The sequence below is a fragment of the Mycobacterium sp. 155 genome, from assembly GCF_000373905.1.
Taxonomy (GTDB): Bacteria; Actinomycetota; Actinomycetes; order Mycobacteriales; family Mycobacteriaceae; genus Mycobacterium.
The window spans coordinates 2630037-2646131 of sequence record NZ_KB892705.1 but is presented as its reverse complement, the minus strand read 5'-3'; the positions used below and the strand labels follow the sequence as shown (position 1 = coordinate 2646131).

Sequence of the window (16095 nt, the reverse complement as noted above, 5' to 3'; positions counted from 1 at the left end):
CCGGGCGGCTGCCGCGGTGTCGATCGAAGACTTACGACGGATTGTCAGGCGGGAATTGTGTCGGTCGCCCGGTCCCATATCCGATGTCGTTCGATAGCTCCGACGAAAGCTCCGATGAAAGTGTCGTCGAGGTCGTCAGCGCCGCTGCTCGACGTGACCACGCCGGTATCTGCGACGTCAGCGGAGCCATTCTCCAGCCGGGTTCTGATGCCGGCGGCCTGCAGCACATCGATGCCTGCGCCGAATGCCGCGATGGGCTTCAGGTGCTTATATGCCTCGCTCACGAAATGGACCATCGATCCGTCTTCTGTGAGCTGCCCGACTGATTCGGCTCCGCCGGGCACCAGTACCGCGTCGTACAGAGCTGAAGAGGTGGTATTGATGCCCAGATCCACGACGAGTTCGTCGCCGGTGTCGCCCCGCACGACGCCGCCGCCCACCGTGCTGATCATGTCCACTGTGGCGCCGAGTCGGTGCAGCGCCGCCGTTGCCCGCTCGGTCCCACGCGCATCGACTCCGCCGGCCACCAGGACGGCGATGCGTCGCGTGTCGATCGTGTGGGGTGCGGCCGTGAGCTGAGATAGGGCAGGGGACGGCGGCTGCCGGTCCTCGACGGGAACTGCGGCGGGCGCCGTAAGCCCGAGCTTTGTGGCCACCCGTTCTGCGAGGTCGTGGTCGACCATGTTGAGCTGTTCGATGACTCGTGGGCGAATTCCGGTGGCGGGTCCGACTTTTCCCAGCTCGAAGGCGAACGCGGCGACAATATGCTCGGCCTCTACCGGAGACATGCTGTCCCAGAACATCCGTGGCTGGCCGAAATAGTCTTTGAAGCTCTCCGCACGTTGGCGGATCTTGTGCCCGTCGACGCGTTCGGTGTAATGACGGAAGACGTCGTCGTCGGCAATAGCGGGACACCCACCGCCGAGGGTGTTCTTGTAGTAGCTCGACGGTCCCTGCGCGATCGTCTGCTGACCATAGCCGTCGCGCTGGTTGTTGCGAACGTCGGCGACGGGGCGGTTGACGGGCAGCTGGGCGAAGTTGGGGCCGCCCAACCGAATGAGCTGAGTGTCGAGGTAGGAGAAGTTGCGGAACTGCAGCAACGGATCGTTCGTGAAATCGATGCCCGGCACGACGTTGGCGGTGTGGAACGCCACCTGCTCGGTCTCGGCGAAGAAGTTGTCCGGGTTGCGGTCGAGCACCATCCGTCCCACCGGGAGCACCGGGACACGTTCCTCAGGGACGATCTTGGTCGCGTCGAGCAGGTCGAACGGAAATGCGAACTCGTCGGCCTCGGCGATGAGCTGTACCCCGAGCTCCCACTCCGGATAGTGGCCGGATTCGATCGCCTCCCACAGGTCGCGGCGGTTGAAGTCGGGGTCCTTTCCGGCGATCTGCTGGCATTCGTCCCAGATGAGCGAATGCACCCCGAGTAGCGGCTTCCAATGGAATTTGACGAAAATGCCTTGGCCCGATGCATTTACGAGCCGGAACGTGTGCACGCCGAACCCCTGCATCATGCGGTAGCTGCGGGGCAGCGCGCGATCGGACATCAGCCACATGATGGCGTGCAGCGTTTCCGGTTGCAGCGAGACGAAGTCCCACAGGGTGTTGTGTGCCGATGCTGCTTGCGGGATCTCGTTGTGCGGCTCGGGTTTGACGGCGTGGACGAAGTCGGGGAACTTGATGCCGTCCTGGATGAAGAAGACCGGGAAGTTGTTGCCGACAAGGTCGTAGTTGCCTTGTCCGGTATAGAACTTCGTGGCGAAGCCACGCACATCGCGGACGGTGTCCGCTGAGCCGCGGGAGCCGGCGACCGTGGAGAACCGGACGAAGACGGGCGTCCGAAGGCCGGGGGTGGTCAAGAACTTTGCCGCGGTGAAGTCTGCCAGCCCATCGTCATAGGGCTCGAAATAGCCATAGGCGCCTGCACCTCTGGCGTGTACCACGCGTTCGGGAATCCGCTCGTGATCGAAGTGGGTCACCTTCTCCCTGGCGTGGAAATCCTCCAGGAGAGTTGGGCCGCGCTCACCGGCGGTGAGCGCGTCGTCGGTATGGTCGACGCGCACACCCTGTTGGGTCGTCAAGTACGCCGTGGCACTGTCCACGCGCGCATTGTCGAGTTGCTGCTGCTTCGGGTTCGGGGTGTTGTTCACCGTATTCCTCTCATTGCGGGGACGCTTGGCCCGTGGGTACCCGAGGTCCCCACACGCAAACACCGCAGATGCCTTGGGTCAAAGCGTGGGCCCGTCAGAGAGAGGCAGCTCTGGCGTAGTCGCGGGCGACGGCATCCTCGTCTGAGACCGGGGTGACCTGCCTGATGAACTCACCGATGTAGCGGATGGCCCGCCGTCCCTCTGGCAGGATGTCAGCTGCCAGCGGAAAATCGTGGATTTGTCCGTCCCACAGGTGTAGATCGCACGTCGCTCCGGCATCGTTCATGCGCTGGTACATCAGCTCGGCGTCGGACAACAGCAACTCGTCGGTACTCACATGGATCGAGACCGGCGGCATGTCCGTCAGCTCCGCATCGACGGGAGAGATGATGTGCCGGTTGAATGCGCTGCGGTGCTGAGTCGCGAGGTAGCGGGCGAATGCCGACATGGCGTGCGCGGTGAACATCGAGCATCGATTCGAATTAGGTTGGGTAAGTTTGCTTTCCGGGTTCAGATCGGTCAACGGCGAAATCGTGGTCACGCCCGCTGGGGCGTGACCACGCCGCAGCAGTTCCAGCGTGGTGGCAAGCGCGAGATAACCACCGGCGGAATCGCCCGCCAGTACGATGTCGCGGTCCTGATAGCCGCGGCGCAGGAGCCACCGGAGCCCGTCGAGGGCATCGGCGACCGCTGCTGACGGACCGTAGTTGGGCAGCATGCGATATCCGATGTTGAGAACTTCGGCGTCCGCGGCGCGCGACAACCGTGTCACAAGGGGGGCGGTGGGTGTTGAGCCCACAGGTCAGGAACGCCCCACCGTGCAGGTACAGCACCGCGCGGCGCGCCGATATACCTGCCGCGCAGATCAACTCGGCGGGACACGAGGGTAGACCGATCCGCTCGACGGACACAGCTGCCGGTAGCGGCGCGAACCCTGCGAGGCGATCGATCGTGTCGAACGGCCAGCGCAGATCGGGTTGCAGTGCCCACATCCGGACGGCGTTCTTGACGATGACGCGGCATCCGGCCGCCAATGCCAACGACTGTGGGCTCCGGTGGCGATGGTGATGTCGCGTGCCCTTGACAGGGCTACGGTTGCAGGCGCCGGCATCGCGTCGGGCTTTTCTCATGGCGATCAACTCCTGTCCCTGACTGGGATACCCCAGGTGGTGGAACCGAAACGGCTATTGATCGAATCATGTTTTGCCCGTGTTAGTTTCGCTTTGACCGCCGCAGCTGCGGTTGCGGCCGCGACCGTGCCATCAAACTCGAGATGATCACTTCCTGCGCGTCACCGGTTCGTCGCCCGAAAAGGTGATCGCGTCGTCCGGGCCCTTGTCATAGAAGCTGAACACCCCACTGCCCGCTCCGGAGGCCACCTGAATTTCGTTCACGGTGAACCAGCGGTTCGCCGCTGGATCTCTTATGACGTCGCCCTCGGCGACCTCGCTGGGAAGGATCGTCTCAACCGTGCAGTCAGCCGTCATACAGGTGGATTACCCAGCGTTTCCGGTGGTTATTCCCCGCGACATGCGGGTACTCGACGATACAGAGCTGAAGACATGAGGGAGGCGGCGTGACGACGAGGCTCACGACCGCGGGCAACCCCCGGTGAGATCATGGACATCGAACATCCGGAACGGGATCAGCGCTGGGATACTCGGCAGCGTCGGGAGACCGAAACCGAACGACTAGACCGTAATTGGTCGAGTCTGCTGCAGGAACTGCGGGTCACCCAAACCGGTGTCCAACTGCTGACGGGGTTTTTGCTGACGTTGCCGTTTCAGCAACGATTCAATATTCTCACCGCTGAGATGCGATTGGTCTATCTCGCCACAGTCGGTGCGTCGGTTGCTGCCACTGTGCTGTTGATCGCACCGGTCGGGATGCACCGGCTTTTGTTCCGCCGCCACCGGCTGACAGTGCTGGTGCCGGCGGCGCACCGGTGTGCCTATTCGGGACTGATCCTGCTCGGGGCGGCACTCGTGGGCGTAACGGTCATCGTGTTCGATGCGGTCGCCGGCGCCATCGTGGCGTTGATCGCGGGTGCTATCGCATTGTCTATGTTCGCGCTGTTCTGGCTGGCGGTGCCGTTGTTCATGCGGACGGGTGGGTTACAGCCGCCGGCGCCGTAGGCGCCGTCACACCGTCAGCCCGAGCCGTTCGGCCAGCAGCAGAAATGCGGCGGTGTAGTTCGTTGTCGGCAGTCTCTTTACGAATACGTTCCCAGCCCAACACCTCTCGCGTATCCCGGTACGGTTCCCGATGTATCTTCCCGGCCCGCGGCTCGGTTTGCAGATCGCTCATGAGTTCATGCGGTGACGTGACCGGTGAACGGGTAATCGACAGGTATGGCTGAAGACCACACAGAAGAACGCGATGGGGACAACGCCGACCTGGGGGCCGACCTGGCACCCAAGGCCAAGGCGCCGGGCCTGCCCACTCAGGTGCGGGCCTGCCTGTTTGACCTGGACGGTGTCCTCACCGACACCGCGAGTGTGCATGAGCGAGCGTGGAAGTCGACGTTCGACGAATACCTGCGCCGGCGTGGCGACGGACCCGGGTTCAGCGATGACGATTACCGCCGCTACGTCGACGGCCGCACCCGTGAAGACGGCGTGCGCGATTTCCTGTCCAGCCGACACATCGACCTTCCCGAGGGGAATCCGGAGGACGACGCCCGCGCCGACACCGTGCACGGGTTGGCCATCCGGAAAAACGAACTTTTCCAGCAATTGCTGCATCGCGACGGCGTCACGGTGTTCGAGGGCTCCCGCCGCTATCTTGAGGCCGTGAGCCGCGCCGGTGTCGCGGTCGCCGTCGTGTCGTCGAGCATGAACACCCGCGACGTACTCGACATCACGGGCCTCGACAAGTTCGTCGCATGCCGGGTCGACGGCATCGTGGTCGGCGAACACCATCTCAAGGGAAAACCGGCACCGGACCCGTATCTTTATGCCGCGCACCTGCTCGACGTCGCGCCGGCTCACGCGGCGGTCTTCGAGGACGCGGTCGCCGGCGTACAGGCCGGTCGGGCCGGACATTTCGGTTGCGTGGTCGGCGTCGACCGGACCGGATCGGCCGCAGCGTTGTGGAACAACGGCGCCGACAAGGTGGTCGGTGACCTCGCCGAACTGCTGGCCGCATGATGATCAACGATGGTGCTTTTCCGGTCGAGCCCTGGCGGGTGCGCGAGACCGAGCTCCAGTTGAACCTCATCGCCCAGACCGAATCGGTATTCGCGTTGTCCAATGGACACATCGGGTTTCGTGGAAATCTTGACGAGGGCGAGCCACATGGACTGCCCGGCACGTATCTGAATTCGTTCTTCGAGTTGCGTCCGTTGCCTTATGCGGAGGCCGGCTATGGCTATCCGGAAGACGGCCAGTCCCTGATCAACGTGACCAACGGAAAGGTGTTACGGCTGCTGGTCGACGATGAACCGTTCGACGTCCGCTACGGCGAATTGATCGAGCACGAACGGACGCTGGACTTCCGTGCCGGCACGTTGACGAGGCGAGCCCGCTGGTGTTCGCCGGCAGGCAAGCAGGTGTTACTGCAGTGGACCCGACTGGTGTCCCTGTGCCACCGCAGCGTCGCAGCGATCGAGTTCATCATCCAGCCGGTCGGTGAATTCGCCCGAATCACAGTGCAATCCGAACTGGTAGCGAACGAGGACCAGCCCAGCACCTCACCGGATCCGCGTGCCGCGGCGATTCTGAGCCATCCCTTGACGTCGGTGGCTCATGAGGGACACGGTCAGCAGGCGCTCTTGATGCACCGCACCCGATCGAGCAAACTGACCATGGCAGCCGCGATGGATCATCTGGTCGATGTGCCCGGCAGGGTCGAGGTCTCGACCGAGACGAGCGCGGATCTGGCTCGTACGACGGTGATCTGCGGATTGCGGCCGGGCCAACGCCTGCGCATCGTCAAACTGCTCGCCTACGGCTGGTCCAGCCTGCGGTCGCGGCCGGCCCTGCGTGATCAGGTTGCCGGCGCGATGGCCGGTGCCCGCTACACCGGATGGCAGGGACTACTCGATTCGCAGCGGGAGTACCTCGACGAGTTCTGGGACAACGCTGACGTGGAAGTCGAGGGGGATGCGCGTTGCCAGCAAGCCGTGCGGTTCGGTCTTTTTCACGTGTTGCAGGCCGGTGCCCGGGCCGAGCGACGAGCGATTCCCTCGAAAGGCTTGACCGGCCCCGGCTATGACGGCCACGCGTTCTGGGACACCGAGGGCTACGTGTTGCCGGTGTTGACCTACACCTGGCCGTCGGCGGCTGCCGATGCGCTGCGGTGGCGGGCCTCGACCCTCGATCTCGCGCGGGAACGGGCCGCACAACTGGAGTTGAACGGCGCCACGTTTCCGTGGCGCACCATCGCTGGACAGGAATGCTCGGCATACTGGCCGGCCGGTACTGCGGCCTGGCATATAAACGCGGACATAGCAATGGCTTTCGAGCGATACCGCATCGTGACCGGAGACGAGACGCTTGAGGCGGAATGCGGACTGCCGGTTCTGGTCGAGACGGCGCGGCTCTGGTGCTCGCTGGGACACTACGATCGCCACGGCGTGTGGCATATCGACGGGGTCACCGGTCCTGACGAATACACCGCGGTGGCGCGCGACAATCTGTTCACCAATCTCATGGCCGCCGAAAACTTAAGCATCGCTGTGGCCGCCTGCGAGCGCCATCCCGATCTGGCTGCGGGGCTGGAGGTTACCGCCGATGAGATGGTGGCCTGGCGAGAGGCCGCGAACACCGTGCATGTGCCCTACGACAGGGAACTGGATGTCCATCAACAGTGCGAAGGGTTCACGAGGCTGCGCGAATGGCGGTTCACCGACGACACCACCTACCCGCTGTTGCTCAGTCAGCCCTATGTGCGGCTCTACCCGTCGCAGGTGATCAAACAAGCGGACCTGGTGTTGGCGATGCACTGGCTGGGACACTGCTTCACCGACGAGCAGAAGGCCCGCAACGTCGATTACTATGAGCCGCGGACCGCCCGTGATTCGTCGTTGTCGGCGTGTACCCAGGCGGTACTGTGCGCCGAGGTCGGACATCTGGAACTGGCCCACGACTACGTCGCCGAAGCGGCGCTCATGGACCTGCGCGACCTGGAACACAACACGCGGGACGGACTGCACGTGGCGTCACTCGCCGGCACCTGGATCGCTCTGCTCGCGGGTTTCGGCGGACTACGCGAAAGCGAAAGCATTCTCGCGCTGGATCCGCAACTGCCCGAAGACATCACGCGTTTGAAGTTCCGGCTGCGTTGGCACGACTACCGGGTCACCGTGGACATTACGCACGAGGCCGCGACGTACACCTTGCGCGACGGGTCTTCCGGACGCCTGCGGGTACGCCACGGCGACCGTGATCTCGAGCTGACGACGGAGTCGCCGATCTCTGTCCCGCTGCGGAAACGAACTCCGTTGCTACCACGCCCACACCAACCTCCGGGGCGCGAACCTTGCCGTTGGGAAAGTCCACGAGATTGAACTTCGGCACGCCGGGCACAGCACGCGGCCAGGCTCTGCGCCATTATTCGACGACGTCGTAGAACGAGTCACCGTCCTCGGGAGTTCCGTCGATCTGGCCTTTCGTGCGGGCCTGTTCGGTGAGTGTGAGCGGGTCCGGCTCGGATTCGGATCCGCGGACGGTCGAATCGTCTCCGGTGTCGGCCGGTACGTCCTCGGGTGTGACGTCCGGGTTCTCTTCGGACAGCCGTTCGCCTAGCGATTCGCTTTCTTTCGGTTCGATCCATTCTTCGGGCGGATCTACCGTCTGGTCTCCGTCGTCGTTGCGGACTTCGTCGGAGTCCAGGCTTTCCTGCTGGCTGAGCATGTTTTCATCTTCGCGTGCCATCACCGGAGACTGCCCGCCACGGTGCTCGGCCAAACCGGATTGCCCCGGCTTTGCCCGGCTTTGCGCGGATCGGTTTCGCGGGGTGCGCTCGCGGCAATCCCACCGTCATGGCGTCGTGGGAGTTGCGCTCGGATGGCGCGGCGGTGACGCCTGTTGTGCGCCAAGCCGCGGCGTGGGCTTGGCGGCTGCTGGTGATCGTCATCGCTATCGCGACCCTGCTGGAGATACTGCGCCGTCTCGGGGTGGTGGTCGTGCCGGTGGCACTTGCACTTCTGGTCACGGCGTTGCTACTGCCCGCGGTAGACCTGCTCGACCGTATCGGCGCACCACGGGGAGTAGCTGTCGCGCTCGTGATGGTGGCGGGACTGGCTGTCCTGAGCGGAATACTGGCCTTCGTCATCACCCAGTTCATCGATGGCGTCCCAGGTCTGGTCGAACAGGTCACGCACAGCATCGACTCGACACGTGACTGGCTGATCAAGGGGCCCGCGCACTTGAGCCGCGATCAGGTCAACCACATCGGTGACACAGCGATTCAGTCCCTGCGCAACCATCAGGAACAATTGACGACCGGAGCACTGTCCACCGCAGGGACGCTGTCGGAGATCGTCACCGGCGCGCTCCTAGGGCTTTTTACCGTGATCTTCTTCCTTCTCGACGGCCGCAACATCTGGCGATTCAGCACCCTGATCGTGCCGTTGGGTGTGCGCGAGCGGATTCGCAAGGCGGGCAATGCCGGATTCCATTCGTTGATTGGCTACATCCGGGCGACCTCGCTGGTCGCTTTCGTCGATGCGGCCGGCATCGGCACCGCTCTCGCCATCATGGGGGTTCCGTTGGCGTTGCCGTTGGCGTCGGTGGTGTTCCTCGGCGCGTTCGTCCCGTTGATCGGGGCGCTGGTATCCGGCTTTCTGGCCATCGTGGTGGCACTGCTGGCCAAAGGACTGCTGTATGCGCTCATCACGCTCGGGGTCATCGTGGCCGTCATGCAGATCGAGGCGCACGTCTTGCAGCCGTTGGTGATGGGGCGGGCGGTGTCCATCCATCCACTGGCGATCGTCCTCGGTATCGCTGCCGGCGGGGTTTTGGCCGGCGTGGTGGGGGCGCTGATCGCGGTGCCGACCATCGCGTTTCTGAACAGCGCTGTGCGGGTGTTGATGAGCGAACGGACGCCCCCTCGCGACAGTGCCGTGGACGACGACGTGGATACCCGCCCTGTGCACCGAAAAGCGGGGGAGTGAATCGATGACTGCCCGCCACGTTGAGGGTGCAGAACCCTACATCCCTGAGACCACGGCGCTCACCGGACTCGCGGATGCCGTGCAGGGGTGTCGCGGGTGCGACTTGTTCCGTGACGCCACGCAGGCCGTCTTCGGCGCCGGGCCAGCTACGGCCGCGATGATGCTGGTCGGTGAGCAGCCTGGTGACCGTGAGGACCGCGACGGGCAGCCGTTTGTCGGCCCGGCCGGGCGGCTGCTCGACGATGCCTTGCGCGCCGCAGAGGTTGTCAGGGATCAGGTCTATCTGACCAACGCCGTCAAGCATTTCAAGTTCACCCGGGCGGCCGGCCAGAAGCGACGCATTCACAAGACCCCCAGCCGTACCGAGGTTGTCGCGTGTCGGCCATGGTTGTTCGCCGAACTGGGTGTGGTGCAGCCCGATGTCCTGGTGTTGCTCGGCGCAACGGCGGCAAAGTCACTGATGGGAAACGACTTTCGTCTGTCCGTCCACCGCGGTGAAGTGTTGCGGATGCCCACCTCTGCGCTGCCCGCCGACCACCTGTACCCGGATGTGGTGGTGAGTATCCATCCCTCAGCGGTCTTGCGTGCGCCGCGCGATATGCGCGCCGACGCCTACGACGGGTTGGTGACCGACTTGCGGTTGGCGGCATCACTGCTGGGGTGAGCGCGGGTGGCTAGGCGCGGTTTGCCGGCCGGGGCTCCGTAGTCCCTGAGAAGTTCCTGCGGCGAGCACCCGTAGTGTTCACGGTGATACGCGGCAAATCGACCGGCGTGCGCGAAGCCCCAGCGGCGGGCGATTTCACCGACCGATGTCGCGTCGGCGCCCACGAGCAGCTCGAGGTGAGCGTGGTGCAGGCGGACGCGCCGCAGGTACGACATGGGCGGGCAGTCGCGATGCCTGCGAAACATGTATTGCAGTGCCCTGGGCGTCACGTAGACCGCGGCGGCGATGTCGGCCAGCGAAATATCGGTGTGGGCGTTGTCCTCGATGAAGGCGATGGCCCGCCGCAACAGAACCGGGCTGCTGTCGCGACGGTCCTGTGAAGTCGGTTCGAGGACTGCATCGTGCGGCAGGGTCGCCAGCAGTACGGCCGCAACGTGTTGCTCCAGCATTCGGGCCAGCAAAGGACTGCTTTGCGGTTGCCCATTGGCGGCGCTGCCGCCCACGTAATCGACGAGGGTGGCCAATTGGTGGCTGGCGGCAGCCGAGACCGGGACGGCTCCCGTGAGATGCACCGGATTCCCGATACCCGCGACACTGGTCAGGACGCCCGGGTCGACGACGAGATGGTGATAGCGGCCGCGCAGGACTCGTCCGTCGAATCGTGGTGCCGCACTTGGTAGGAACGCGGTGACCTCGCCGGGTCGGTACCGCACGCCTTCTGAATTCGGCGATCGCTGTTCGACGCCGCCGCTGATCACGTGGCACACCAGTATCTGTGTGGGTGGATCCATCTGATAGCCGAAGCTGCAGCCGTACTCGGCAGTGTCGACGCCGATGGCGCCAACCGACGAGCGTTCCAGACGCATTGGTGCGGGGGTCTCCGGATGCGGCACCAGAATCCGGAGTTTGGAGAAGACGGCGCTCAAGGTGGCCTCGGCGACACCGATATCTTCGGTGTCAAGCAGAACGGCAGACATCACTCACCCCTGGACAGCACACAACGACCAACGGCATCGTTCTGAACCGACCTCGGTTCTCCAGAGTACCGACGCTCACGAAGCTCCTGGTCACGGCGAGCCGGCTCGGCTCGATCGCCGCGTCGACGAGTCGCCAAACGAAAACCGGCATCCAAATAACGAACGACCGCTCCGCCGGTCCGCGAATCGTGCGGATCCCCGGTCCGCTTTTCCGGGGCCCTCAAGGTCACGATTGATTAAGAATAGGGCGATATTTCTGTGATTCGATTCGGATTTACGCCGAATTCGGCACTCATTGCGGTCAATATCACGGTCAATCGGTGTAACGCTGTCCGATTGTTCGCTCATTGCGAGCTGGCTAGCCGTCGCTACGGGTGCACATAGTGCAAACCGGTTACCGCGGCGGCACTTTCGCGCTGCGCTACCGTGGTTTTCGAGGTTGGGGAAAAAGACGACAATTCACAGTCGAAGAAAGAAATGATCATGAAATTAAGCAGCAGAGCCGCACGCCGAGGTTTCGCCAGTATTGGTGCGGGGTTTTTGTTCGGCGGGGTTTGCGCGGCCACGATCGCAATCCCGGCCGCTTCCGCGGCCCCTGATCAATGCAGCGCCCAAACTCTGGCGGGCACGGTCAGTTCCGTGACGGGTGCGGCTCACCAGTACCTCGCCGCACACCCCGGGGCCGACAACGCGGTGACCGCCGCTTATGGGAAGCCTCGAGACCAGGCCGCAGCCGACCTGAGGGGTTACTTCACGGCAAACCCGGGTGAGTACTACGACCTGCGCAACATCCTGGCTCCGATCGGCGACGCGCAGCGCCAGTGCAACGTCGCGGTGTTGTTGCCGGACCTGGCGTCGGCCTACGAGCAGTTCATGGCCGGCTAAGTGGCGATGTTCCGGCCCGCCGGTTGCGCCAGCGGGCCGGCATCGTCTCCGGCATGTACCGACGGATCGACAGGATGCCCGGCCGCCTCATACCGCCGTGTCGCGTGTGTCAGCCGTGACCGGAGCCACAGCCCATGCCGGGTACGCAGCCGCCGCCACCGGGAACCCCGCCGGGGCCACCGTTGACGCCGCCGGACCCGCAGATCGGGCCGTTCGGTCCGGGCACGCAGCCACTACCGCCGGGTCCGCCGCCAGGCCCGTTATCGGTTCCGCCAGACCCACATTGGCCGTTGATGCAGCCGCCACCGCCCGGGTCGAGCGGGACGGTTGCGATGGTGCCCGGCTGCACACTCGCCACCTGGCCGGGGACCTGTGCTGTTGCGAACGGTGCGGCGGCGATCGCCGATGCGACGGCTCCCGCGAACACGAGCGGTGCGACGTCGCGCTTGATCCTGGTTCCTAGGTTGAGCTTCATCATGTCTTCGGGATATCCCGGTTGCGCGAGCACGAAACCCGAATCACGGATCGGTCTTCAACGGACCGCAGTCTGGGCGGTGGCCGAATTCCAGGCGCAAGAGAATGAACAGGGTCGACAGCAGGTGAGTGGGCGGGAAGAGTACGTACCGGCGTTCTTTCAGGGCATCGAATTTTCGCAGGTACCGGTAGATCGACTCCAATTTGATGAGCCGGTCACCGACATGGGCAAGCAGGTAACCGGCGTGAACGGCGATCCCGGCCGTCGGGTCCTTGGCGAAGAGCTCGGGAAACGGCGCGAAGGCGAGCGAAACCCGTTGAATTCCGGCGCGTTGAGCCCATTCGATCATATCGACGGTAAGGCGTTCGTCGATTCCATTGGGAGCGCCCTTGCGTCGCCAGGGCAGCTCCAGGCTCAGGTCTGTTGCCGCGGCTGTGGCGTAACGATGAAACGCCTGTGCCCGCCCCAAGCGATCACGGGCGATGATCAGCCACACGTCGGGGTAGCGTCCGGATAGGGTGTCGCCCAACATCATCGCGAATCCACGTTCTCCGGCCGTACCTCTGCCGGACGCTCGCACGACATCGGCGAGTTCGGCCCGTAGGTCGGCGTCGAGGTCCTGTTCGGCGATGATTTCGGTGGTGACTCCCGCGTTGTGAGTGCGCTGCACGGCCTGGCGCAGATTGCGTTTTTTCCGACCCGAAAGACTGAATTCGCTGACGTCGATGACGACATCGCGCCCGATGGGGATCGCTTTGAGACTGCCGACCCCGCCGGCGTTCAACCACAGTGCTATGCGGGATTCCGATGCCGCCAGGACCACGATCCGCCAGCCACGGGACCGGCAGAGCGCCGCGAACCGGCCGACCACTTCGGGGTAGCGGTTCTCGTCGCCGATCGGATCGCCGCTGACTACCGCCAGTCCACCCAGCGCCCGGTAGGCCACGCCCGCACTGTTATCGGTGCTGAAGACATAGCTTTTGTTGGCGGCCATCGCAAATGGCGCCAATGGGTCGTCGTGGGTCTGGTCCACCAACCGGTGCACTTGGGGCAATGCGTCGGGCTCGGCCCGTGATCGGCATGGGAGCATCAGCAGAACTCCGGCCGCGAGGATGAACACCGCGAAGCCGCCTACCTCGCCGATGTCATCCGCAACGACGGCCAGCAGCACCGCCGCCAGTGCCAGCGTGCCGTGCAGTCGGGTGATCGGGCGGCCGAGCAACATTCCGTGCCCGACGGTGATGACCGTGACCGCGGCCGCAACAACCTCCGCTGAAGCGGCTTGGGGGGTGCTGTGACCGAGGCCGTACCACGCAGTGAGGATGATCGCCGCACCGCCGACAACGATCAAGCCCGGCATGCCGCGCCACCCACGCCTGCGACCCGCACCGGCCGGCTCAGACGCAGCGACGGTGGGTCGATGTGTCCATCTTGCGCGATTGCTCTCGAGCATCGCCGGAAGTCCTCCTCGATCACGTGAATCGGCGCGTTGACGTTGCGCGGTAGTCAATTCGAGGATTACTCCGCGCGACGGACAGTGCAACCGGGCGGTGGCGTGACGTTTCGAAGTGGTTCGAAAGGGTTATCCCGCCGGCATGAGGTTTGGTGGCTCACTTGGAGTAATTGTCCTGATCTGGTTGCTGATCGGGGTATTCGCGGCTTGGCAGCGCGACTACTTCCGGACGGGTTCGACCAGCTGTGTCGCAGCGGGCAACATCGCGCTCACAGTCGTGGCGGGTCCGCTCAACTATGCGGGTGTGAACCCGAAGGTGAACCAGTGCCGACTACCGCAACCAAGCCAGTGACATCCAGCCGCACACCTATGGAAACGAGGTCCCGATGATCGTCTTCGGAGCGATACTGCTCATTCTCGGTCTGGTGTTCAACGTCTATCTGCTGTGGGTCGTCGGGGTGATCCTGTTGGTGGCAGGTGCCATCTTCTGGCTGCTCGGCTCGATCGGGCGACCGGTCGGCGGCCGACGCGTCTGGTATTGACCTGCGCGGTAAGCGTCGAGGACGCCGGGTTGACGGAATTGTCGTCGGCCCGGCGAAATCGTTCTACCGTAGATACAGCCCCGCAATAGGGGGGAGCAGGGCCAGCAGAATATGGCGGGAAGGAGCAGCCATGAAAGGTCCGAAAGATCCGGTGGATCACTCCAGAACAACTCGGCCGCATGCCGGTGAGTCGATGAAGGACAACGTGATCATGCCCGCGCTGGTCGTGATCGGTCTGGCGCTGGTGTTGTTCGTCGCCTGTTTGTCCGCCTTCGCGACGGGCCATACCGAGGTCGGTTTCACTGTGGGCGCTTTGTCCGCAGCGGGATTCCTCGTCGGATCCCTGTGGTTGGCGTTCGAACACATCAGGATCAGGCACATCGAACAGCGTTGGTACGCCGACCATCCGAGTGTGATGAGGCAACGTCCCAGCAGCTGACCACGTCGCGGCACAAGCTAACAAGGTCACCAGCCGGATGCCGGCCGGACGGGTGGCTGCGGCGCCGGATCACGAACGGAACGTCAGGGCGAGTACCGCGAAATCGGTGGTTCAGAAGCGTCAATGCGGCAAGGGGAATCGGAAAGCCGTAGGCCGCGGTGCCGTTGTTCAACCTGGCGAGTTCCTGTGTGATTCGGTCATGGCGGGTGGGTACCCAGTTTCATCGCGGCATGCACGGGTACTCGGTCGACATGACGCGATTCGGATACACGCTGATGACCGAACAGAGCGGCCCTCGCGACCTCGTCGAATATGCGGTCGGTGCGGAGCAGGTGGGGTTCGACTTCGAAGTGTGCAGCGATCATTACTCGCCTTGGCTGGCAGGGCAGGGGCATGCGCCGAACGCTTGGCCAGTGCTCGGTGCCGTTGCGCACGCGACGAATTCGGTGCACCTGTATTCCTACGTGACGTGTCCGACGATGAGGTATCACCCGGCGGTGGTCGCCCAGCAGGCGGCCACCGTACAGATCCTCGCCGATGGCCGGTTCACTCTGGGCCTGGGGAGCGGTGAGAACCTCAATGAGCACGTCGTCGGGCAGCGCTGGCCCACGGTCGAGCGCCGGCTCGACATGTTGGGTGAGGCGATCAAGATCATCAGGGAACTCCTCGGCGGCGACCTGATCGATTTCCGGGGCGAGTACTTCGAAGTGGACTCTGCGCGGATCTGGGATGTCCCCGGCGAACCGGTGACCATCGGCGTATCCATGACCGGTGAGAAAGCTGTCGAGAAACTTGCGCTGCTCGCCGACCATCTGATCGACGTGGCTCCCGACCGCGCCATTGTCGACGACTGGCGAGACCGGCGGCAAGCCACCGGCGTGTTGCCCGAAGGCCGGGTGATCGGGCAGGTTCCGGTGTGCTGGGATCCCGACCGGAATGAAGCCGTCAGAAGGGCTCACGAGCAATTCCGGTGGTTCGCCGGAGGCTGGTCGGTCAACGCGGACCTGCCGACACCCGCGGGGTTCGCTGCCGCGACGCAGTTCGTCAGGCCGCAGGACGTTGCGTCGGCCATAGCGTGCGGGCCTGACCTCGACCGGATCGTCGAATCGGTCGACGAATATCGCAATGCCGGCTTCACCGACATTGCGTTGGTTCAGATCGGCGGCGATAGCCAGGAGCAGTTCTTGAACGAGGCGGCCAAACCGCTGCTGGCCGCGCTGCGCGCAGAACTCGACTGAACGACCTTGTTAGTGAACGGTTTTCGTGGAGGAGTCAGCTGGCATCCACGTCCGTGACGGGATGCGGTGTGGCCCGTGGCCCTGATTTCGAAATGGAATAAATCATTGTCCGACAACATAATTGGATGCGAAACGCGGAGGGGTGGACATAT

At 63.9% G+C, this 16095-nt stretch carries 16 protein-coding genes and 1 pseudogene; 10 read left to right on the top strand and 7 right to left on the bottom strand.

The features are described 5' to 3' along the window. Positions 1-44: 44 nt before the first annotated feature. From B133_RS0112600 to B133_RS0112590, 3 genes and pseudogenes are all read right to left on the bottom strand, one after another. Positions 45-2153 carry a catalase gene (locus tag B133_RS0112600; protein ID WP_018601590.1) on the bottom strand — a complete coding sequence of 703 codons (2109 nt, stop codon included), beginning with the start codon at positions 2151-2153 and terminating at the stop codon, positions 45-47. 94 nt (positions 2154-2247) lie between these two features. Then, a pseudogene (locus B133_RS22760) lies at positions 2248-3283 on the bottom strand (alpha/beta hydrolase). A gap of 147 nt (positions 3284-3430) precedes the next feature. Further along, positions 3431-3640, bottom strand: a complete 210-nt coding sequence (locus tag B133_RS0112590; protein WP_018601585.1) for a hypothetical protein — start codon at positions 3638-3640, stop codon at positions 3431-3433. A 132-nt stretch (positions 3641-3772) separates the two neighbouring features. Between B133_RS0112590 and B133_RS0112585 the strand changes: the two genes are divergently transcribed. From B133_RS0112585 to B133_RS0112575, 3 genes are all read left to right on the top strand, one after another. Beyond that, on the top strand, positions 3773-4288 hold the full coding sequence (locus B133_RS0112585) for a DUF6328 family protein (RefSeq protein WP_018601583.1): 516 nt from the start codon (positions 3773-3775) through the stop codon (positions 4286-4288). 216 nt (positions 4289-4504) lie between these two features. Beyond that, positions 4505-5302, top strand: coding sequence for a beta-phosphoglucomutase family hydrolase (locus B133_RS0112580; protein ID WP_018601581.1), 798 nt, complete (start codon positions 4505-4507; stop codon positions 5300-5302). Next, a complete protein-coding gene (locus B133_RS0112575; protein ID WP_026256346.1) occupies positions 5302-7662 on the top strand; it encodes a glycoside hydrolase family 65 protein in 2361 nt (786 codons plus the stop codon). Before B133_RS0112580 ends, B133_RS0112575 begins: the two co-directional genes overlap by 1 nt. A gap of 43 nt (positions 7663-7705) precedes the next feature. Here B133_RS0112575 and B133_RS0112570 read toward each other — a convergent pair whose 3' ends face one another. Then, complete coding sequence (locus B133_RS0112570; protein WP_018601577.1) at positions 7706-8029, bottom strand: hypothetical protein; 324 nt, start codon at positions 8027-8029, stop codon at positions 7706-7708. Between the two features lie 107 nt (positions 8030-8136). Between B133_RS0112570 and B133_RS0112565 the strand changes: the two genes are divergently transcribed. Both B133_RS0112565 and B133_RS0112560 read left to right on the top strand, forming a co-directional pair. Further along, entirely contained in the window at positions 8137-9270 is a 1134-nt protein-coding gene (locus tag B133_RS0112565; protein ID WP_018601575.1) for an AI-2E family transporter, read from the top strand. Positions 9271-9274: 4 nt separating this feature from the next. Continuing rightward, on the top strand, positions 9275-9934 hold the full coding sequence (locus B133_RS0112560) for a UdgX family uracil-DNA binding protein (protein ID WP_018601573.1): 660 nt from the start codon (positions 9275-9277) through the stop codon (positions 9932-9934). On the opposite strand, the gene B133_RS0112555 is transcribed toward B133_RS0112560, so the two are convergent. Then, entirely contained in the window at positions 9883-10911 is a 1029-nt protein-coding gene (locus B133_RS0112555; protein ID WP_018601571.1) for a helix-turn-helix transcriptional regulator, read from the bottom strand. The genes B133_RS0112560 and B133_RS0112555 overlap by 52 nt on opposite strands. A gap of 483 nt (positions 10912-11394) precedes the next feature. On the opposite strand from B133_RS0112555, the gene B133_RS0112550 reads away from it, so the two are divergent. Next, positions 11395-11796 carry a heme-binding protein gene (locus B133_RS0112550; protein WP_026256345.1) on the top strand — a complete coding sequence of 134 codons (402 nt, stop codon included), beginning with the start codon at positions 11395-11397 and terminating at the stop codon, positions 11794-11796. Positions 11797-11905: 109 nt separating this feature from the next. Here B133_RS0112550 and B133_RS0112545 read toward each other — a convergent pair whose 3' ends face one another. Continuing rightward, positions 11906-12274, bottom strand: a complete 369-nt coding sequence (locus B133_RS0112545; RefSeq protein WP_232423294.1) for a PE-PGRS family protein — start codon at positions 12272-12274, stop codon at positions 11906-11908. Between the two features lie 40 nt (positions 12275-12314). Further along, positions 12315-13631 carry a bifunctional lysylphosphatidylglycerol flippase/synthetase MprF gene (locus B133_RS0112540; RefSeq protein ID WP_018601564.1) on the bottom strand — a complete coding sequence of 439 codons (1317 nt, stop codon included), beginning with the start codon at positions 13629-13631 and terminating at the stop codon, positions 12315-12317. A 235-nt stretch (positions 13632-13866) separates the two neighbouring features. On the opposite strand from B133_RS0112540, the gene B133_RS24895 reads away from it, so the two are divergent. From B133_RS24895 to B133_RS0112520, 4 genes are all read left to right on the top strand, one after another. Further along, positions 13867-14076, top strand: a complete 210-nt coding sequence (locus tag B133_RS24895; protein WP_018601562.1) for a hypothetical protein — start codon at positions 13867-13869, stop codon at positions 14074-14076. Positions 14077-14110: 34 nt separating this feature from the next. Then, entirely contained in the window at positions 14111-14266 is a 156-nt protein-coding gene (locus B133_RS24090) for a DUF6131 family protein (protein WP_018601560.1), read from the top strand. A gap of 130 nt (positions 14267-14396) precedes the next feature. Next, positions 14397-14705, top strand: a complete 309-nt coding sequence (gene usfY / locus B133_RS0112525) for a protein UsfY (RefSeq protein ID WP_026256343.1) — start codon at positions 14397-14399, stop codon at positions 14703-14705. A gap of 251 nt (positions 14706-14956) precedes the next feature. Next, positions 14957-15943 carry an LLM class F420-dependent oxidoreductase gene (locus B133_RS0112520; protein ID WP_026256342.1) on the top strand — a complete coding sequence of 329 codons (987 nt, stop codon included), beginning with the start codon at positions 14957-14959 and terminating at the stop codon, positions 15941-15943. The last annotated feature ends 152 nt before the right edge of the window (positions 15944-16095 follow it).